The sequence below is a fragment of the Pseudomonadota bacterium genome (assembly GCA_034189865.1).
In the GTDB taxonomy this organism is placed as follows: domain Bacteria; phylum Pseudomonadota; class Gammaproteobacteria; order UBA5335; family UBA5335; genus JAXHTV01.
Genome location: JAXHTV010000052.1, coordinates 1 through 5,939 on the forward strand (window position 1 = coordinate 1; position 5,939 = coordinate 5,939).

Below are 5,939 nucleotides of genomic sequence, written 5' to 3' on the forward strand. Positions count from 1 at the left end.
CCCACTCGGCACTCGCTTTTGTGTTTAGCGGCAATACGCGCCGGAAGTGGAAGACCATATCTCCCGGGCGATGAGAACGGCGGTTAGTTGCGGCCTTCACGCTCTGGCCGGCAGTCCCCTTCCCGACTGGCCTCTTATGGGTTGTAATTGAGCTTGGATTGCGCCCACCTCAACAATGAGACTGCTATGAGCCAAACAGACCTGTTCAGCCCCGTACAAGTGGGGGAATTGAACCTGCCCAACCGTATCGTGATGGCCCCGCTGACCCGCTGCCGCTCACAGAGCGACAACACGCCGCGCCCCTGGGCTGCCACCTATTACGCGCAGCGCGCCAGTGCCGGGCTGATTGTGAGCGAAGGCACGGTGATCGCACCCGAAGGGGTCGGCTACCCCAACGTACCGGGCCTGTATACCGACAATCACGTGGCCGCCTGGAAGCCGATTACCAAGGCGGTGCACGATGCGGGCGGTCGGATACTCGCCCAGCTTTGGCACGTGGGCCGAATCTCCCACCCCGCTTTTCAACCCCAGCGGCAGGCGCCGGTCGCGCCCTCGCCGCTGGCCCCGGCGGGTGAAATTTCCACACCCGAAGGCCGGCATCCCTTTGTTGCGCCGCGCGCTTTGGAAAGGGACGAAATTCCCGGCATCGTGGCGCAGTTCCGCCACGCCGCAACAAATGCGCTGGCGGCAGGGTTCGACGGGGTGGAGATTCACGGGGCCAATGGGTATCTGATCGATCAGTTTCTGCGGGATGGCAGCAATCGGCGCACCGACGGTTACGGCGGCGATATTCCCAATCGTTTGCGGTTGTTGATGGAGATTGTCACGGCGGTGACCGAGGTGGTGGCCGCGGGACGGGTGGGGGTGCGCATTTCACCGACGGTGAAGGTGAACGACATGCACGACAGCAACCCGCAGGCGTTGTTCACCGCCGTGGCACAGGCGCTTTCCGGCCGTGGCCTGGCCTATCTTCACGTGGTGGAGCAGGCACCGCGGGAAAGTTTGGATGCCCATTTTGATTTTGTGGCCTTACGCCAGGCTTTCGACGGCGCTTATATTGCCTGCGGCGCCTACGACCGCGAGCGCGCGTTGGCGGCGCGGACAAAAAACACGGCGGATCTAATCGCTTTCGGCCGGCCGTTTATCGCCAACCCGGATCTGGTCTACCGCTTAAAGGAACATGCGCCGCTCAATACGCCCGACCCGGCTACGTTCTATGGCGGAGACGAACACGGGTACACCGATTACCCCTCGGTGGATGGGTAGATCCGTTCTCTACGAACCGAGGCTTAACGGGTTGGCGGTAAACTGCGGAGACCACCGCATGAGCAAACTTTTTTCGTTTGTGCATAAATCACAAACCCATTCACGGAGTGGCGCTTGATATGACCCACATTGCCCACCGCGCGACAAAACCCACCGTCACGCTATTTGTCCTGGTTGGAATCCTGCTCGGCTTAAACGCCTGCGCGACCCGCTACCCGGTGGCAACCGACTACGACGACCGGTTCGCCTTTTCCGGCAAAACAAGCTTTGCGTTGGTGGCCCCCGAAGACATCCAAACCGCTGAAAACGACCTGGTAAAAAGCCGCATTGAGAAGGCATTGCGCCAGCAATTGCAGGCGCAAGGTTTCCAGGAAACGGACCGGGAACAGGCTGACATTTGGATCAGTTATTTCGCCACAACCGAGAAGCAGCAGGATATCCTCACCTATGACCGCTACAACACCTACTATGGGTACACGCGCTGCTATCGCTGCTACTACCCCGCCGCGCCCATGTGGACAACCGACGTCGAAGTGGTGAACTACACCGCCGGCACCTTGATCATCGATGTGATTGACCCGGCCAGCAATACCTTGAAGTGGCGCGGTTCCACCACCAGCCGGGTCACGACGTCACGTGCTGAAAAGATGACGGTGGAAGAAAGAACAGAACGCGTCAACCAAGCCGTTGCGGCCATTTTGGCGAACTACCCACCGGCTAAAACCCACCCCGAGTGACTCGCTACAGCTGCGATTCCACGGGAAACAATCCAAGCAACCAAACGCCAAAACGGCGCAGCGTCGACACGTGTGGATCGCGGCTGTAGTAAACCGGGCCATCCGGTTGTTGAGCGCCCCAGACAAGGGCGCCGGAGGCATCGAGTGATAGCTCGTAAGCGGTCTTGGGAACAGCACTCAACAGCCACTCAAACGCGTCTGTGGTCATCTCCACGCTTTCCACCACAACACCGATTCTCCAAACGTGCGACATGGGTATCAGTCAACATCGGAACATCCTTCGCACAATACTTAGCTGCGCAAAATAAACCGCACGATTGTAGGGGAAGGGAAACGATGAACACGGTAAAACCGTTTACCCCGGCCTGGGCGTCCAGGCCGGGGTAAACACACGGCATTTAGCGGAGTTGGATCTTGCCGCCGCCCATGCCGCCACCACCGCCCATGGCGTCGCCACCGGCACCGGGAACAACAATGGAAGAAGCGGCCTCGCGGCGGAGCTCCTGCAGCTCTCGCGCCGCTTGTTCCACAGCGACTTCAGCCGCGGCCCCGAACTTCTGGGCCGCTTCGGAAAGGGAGCTGGCCTCTATTTCAAAACTCAGCGGCAAGGCACCCACCGGCGTCATGACCTGGGCGTGCCCCAGATAAATCACCGCCCGAGTCGAGTCTGCCGCGCCATCCGGCGTAACCGGGCTGAGCCGACGAATGGTGCCAACGCGCCGGTCGCTGAAAGTTTCCTCTAGGTAGAGCGCATTCGCATCCATGTTCATGTCGATCGAGACATTTTCTTGATTCATTGCCGTGACCTCTCGCCAATCTTCGATAACATTGCGCTAAAGGTTACCAGATTCGGTTGTTACAGGTGGCCGGGCATGGTAATGGAAAATATCCCCGGGCCGACAATCGGCCGGATCGTCAAAATGTAGACACACAAGCTTGTTACGCTGCGCGGCGTCCGAGCGACGATGGAAAATAAATGCAACCTTTGGCCAAAGCCGAAAACAACTGCTTTGAGCAACTTCTGCAATTCGTGGAGGATCATCCCCGGCTGATGATTCTGAGCGGTGCCGGTTGCAGCACCGAGTCCGGCATCCCGGACTACCGCGACCACGAAGGCCAATGGAAACACCGCCAACCCATGCGTCATGACGAATTCATGACCTCTCACCGCGCCCGTCAACGGTATTGGGCCGGAAGCATGATCGGCTGGCCGCGCTTTGCCGCCGCCCAACCCAATGCCGCCCACGTCGCTTTGGTTCACCTGGAAACCGCCGGTTACGTTCACCAACTGGTCACACAAAACGTCGACGGGCTGCACCAACGGGCCGGCAGCCAGCGGGTGATCGACCTCCACGGTCGGCTGGATCGTGTGGATTGCACCGCCTGCGGTCATTCGCTGTCCCGCTACGATTTGCAGCAGCGATTGGTAACAATGAACGCGCAATTCCTGGCTTACCAGGCAGCCCACGCGCCCGACGGCGATGCGGACTTGGACGGCACGGACCTGGGCGCGTTCCGCGTTCCCGATTGCCCGTGCTGCGACGGCCTGCTGAAACCGGCGGTGACGTTTTTCGGGGACTCGGTGCCCACCGCGCGGGTCAATCGCATCTACCAACGTTTGAGCGAGTCCGATGCCCTGCTGGTGATCGGCTCATCGCTGATGGTCTATTCCGCCTTTCGCTTTTGCCGTGCCGCCAATGAGCAGCAAATCCCCATGGTCGCCATCAACTTGGGACGGACACGGGCCGATGAGATGCTGCGCTTTAAAATCCCCATGCGCTCGGGCGAGGCGCTCACGGCGCTGGCCCGACGCCTGGCGCCTTCGGCCGGCTAAAGACTTATACCGCCTCGGTGCCCGACCGGGCGTGGTTGACCTGGCTGATCTGGTCGTTGAGGGTCCAATAGTCGTAGATAATGCCGATGAGAAAAAGCCCGCCGGTCAACAGATATATCAGCCCTGTCACCCATTTTCCCTGGTAGAAGCGGTGAATGCCGAATATCCCTAAAAAGGTGAGCAGTATCCACGCAACGTTGTAGTTGACCGGCCCTTCCACAAAACGCGCTTCGGCCTGACGGTCCATGCCGGGAATCAAAAGCAAATCGATAATCCAGCCGATAAAGAGCAGCCCCAGGGTAAAAAAGTAAATGGTTCCGCTCACGGGCTTGCCGTAATAGAAACGATGCGACCCCATAAAGCCGAAAATCCACAGAATGTAGCCGACGACGATGCTATGGGTGTTGGGCATGAAAAACTCCTCACGAGGTTGTTGGGTTCATTGTGCCGCAGAACCGGGGTGACATCGCAAGCGCGAGGATGAGTTGATCCTTATTTGCTGCCCATCTCCGCGGGCGCGCTTCCGTTCCCAAGGCCCAGGGCTTTTCCAAAGGCGCTTATCGATGCGTTAGTCGATGTTTCGTGGCAATATGGCAACCGGTTTGACGCTCCCCGAAAACGATTAGGGAGGGTTTATTTAGCAAGCGATTCCCACGCGAAGTCACACGGTAAAAACATGCCTTACTCGGAAACTCGACAACGGCGACGGCCGTCATGGCCAAAGATGGCACTTTTGTTTATCGTCGTATTGGTGACCAGTACGGGTATCTATGGATCCTTGAAAACCCTAGACGATGGCATGGCTTACCAAGGCCCGCTCCAACCAGCGCATTCAGTGACGCTGCTACAAGACATCACCTGGCAAGACAACAACGGTCGACGGGTGATAGAACACGAGATTTTCGACGCCGCCTTCAACATGATTCAACAGGCGCGGTTTCTCGTCGTTCTCGACATGTTTCTCTTCAACGATTTTATGGGCGTGGCCGGCGACGGGCACCGCCCCTTAAGCCGGGAGCTGACCGATACCCTCATCGAACGCATTGAAGCCGTCCCGACGCTTGATGCGGTTTTTATCACTGACCCCATCAATTCGGTATATGGCGGCTACCCATCGCCGTATCTCGACGAGCTCCGCGCGGCCGGCATTACGGTGTTGGAAACACCCTTGGGCATTCTGCGAGATAGCAACCCCCTTTGGTCCTCGCCTTATCGGCTCGTCATCAACCCGCTGCCACTGGGAGACTTCGGCGCTTTGCCCAACCCTTTCGGCGAAGGCACGGTGGGGCTTCGAAGCTACCTGACCATGCTGAACTTCAAAGCCAATCACCGTAAAGTCCTCATCGCCGACGCCGAAGGGGAAGAGTTGGTCGGTCTGGTCACCTCCGCCAACCCGCACGACGCCAGCAGCCTGCATAGCAACATGGCCGTGCGTTTTTCCGGGCCAGCCGTGTTGGATTTGCTGGAGTCCGAAAACACGGTGCTGCGTCTTGCCGGCTACGATCCCCTAGTGCCGCCGGCTCACCTGTCGGATTTCAGTGAACAGAGCCCCTCGGCCCAGGTGGCAGTGCTGACAGAATCGGCAATTCGCGATGCCGCCATTGCCGCCATTGATCAAGCCGTGGCCGGCGATCAAGTCTATTTGATGATGTTTTATCTCTCCCACCGCGGCATCGTGGATGCGCTGAAAGAAGCCCGAATCCGCGGCGCGGACGTGCGGTTGATCCTGGACCCCAACCGGGATGCCTTCGGCCGTACCAAAAACGGAATCCCCAACCGCCAGGTCGCTTCGGAGTTAATGGAATCCAGAATCCCGGTGCGATGGGCCAACACCAACGGCGAACAATTCCACGTCAAAACACTCATTGTGGTGCACAACAATGGCGAGGCACGGCTGCTCACCGGCTCCGGCAATTTCACACGTCGCAATCTAGACAACTACAATCTGGAGACCGATGTTCTGGTGGTAGCGGACAAACAACACCCCGCCATTGCCAAGGGCCTGGCGACATTCCATCGGCTCTGGTCCAACCAGGGCGATGTGGCCTACACGCAAGCCTTTGAAGCGTTCGCCGACGACTCGTCGATCAAATATGCGATCT

The 5,939-nt window shown here is 58.6% G+C and carries 7 protein-coding genes; 4 read left to right on the forward strand and 3 right to left on the reverse strand.

Annotation, left to right across the window (positions count from 1 at the left end; genetic code table 11):
• The first annotated feature begins 186 nt into the window (after nucleotides 1–186).
• Both SVU69_13450 and SVU69_13455 read left to right on the forward strand, forming a co-directional pair.
• Entirely contained in the window at nucleotides 187–1,266 is a 1,080-nt protein-coding gene (locus SVU69_13450) for an alkene reductase (protein MDY6944003.1), read from the forward strand.
• 119 nt (nucleotides 1,267–1,385) lie between these two features.
• Nucleotides 1,386–2,003 (forward strand): DUF4136 domain-containing protein, encoded by a 618-nt coding sequence (locus SVU69_13455; protein ID MDY6944004.1) that lies wholly within the window; start codon nucleotides 1,386–1,388, stop codon nucleotides 2,001–2,003.
• 4 nt (nucleotides 2,004–2,007) lie between these two features.
• On the opposite strand, the gene SVU69_13460 is transcribed toward SVU69_13455, so the two are convergent.
• A complete protein-coding gene (locus tag SVU69_13460) occupies nucleotides 2,008–2,211 on the reverse strand; it encodes a hypothetical protein (protein ID MDY6944005.1) in 204 nt (67 codons plus the stop codon).
• A gap of 190 nt (nucleotides 2,212–2,401) precedes the next feature.
• The gene (locus SVU69_13465) at nucleotides 2,402–2,800 is read right to left on the reverse strand and encodes a hypothetical protein (protein ID MDY6944006.1); all 399 of its coding nucleotides are present in this window, start codon (nucleotides 2,798–2,800) and stop codon (nucleotides 2,402–2,404) included.
• 179 nt (nucleotides 2,801–2,979) lie between these two features.
• Between SVU69_13465 and SVU69_13470 the strand changes: the two genes are divergently transcribed.
• On the forward strand, nucleotides 2,980–3,837 hold the full coding sequence (locus SVU69_13470) for an NAD-dependent protein deacetylase (GenBank protein MDY6944007.1): 858 nt from the start codon (nucleotides 2,980–2,982) through the stop codon (nucleotides 3,835–3,837).
• A 4-nt stretch (nucleotides 3,838–3,841) separates the two neighbouring features.
• On the opposite strand, the gene SVU69_13475 is transcribed toward SVU69_13470, so the two are convergent.
• On the reverse strand, nucleotides 3,842–4,249 hold the full coding sequence (locus tag SVU69_13475; protein ID MDY6944008.1) for a TM2 domain-containing protein: 408 nt from the start codon (nucleotides 4,247–4,249) through the stop codon (nucleotides 3,842–3,844).
• Nucleotides 4,250–4,561: 312 nt separating this feature from the next.
• On the opposite strand from SVU69_13475, the gene SVU69_13480 reads away from it, so the two are divergent.
• Nucleotides 4,562–5,939: phospholipase D-like domain-containing protein (locus SVU69_13480; protein ID MDY6944009.1), on the forward strand; the 1,378-nt coding region annotated here is incomplete at its 3' end.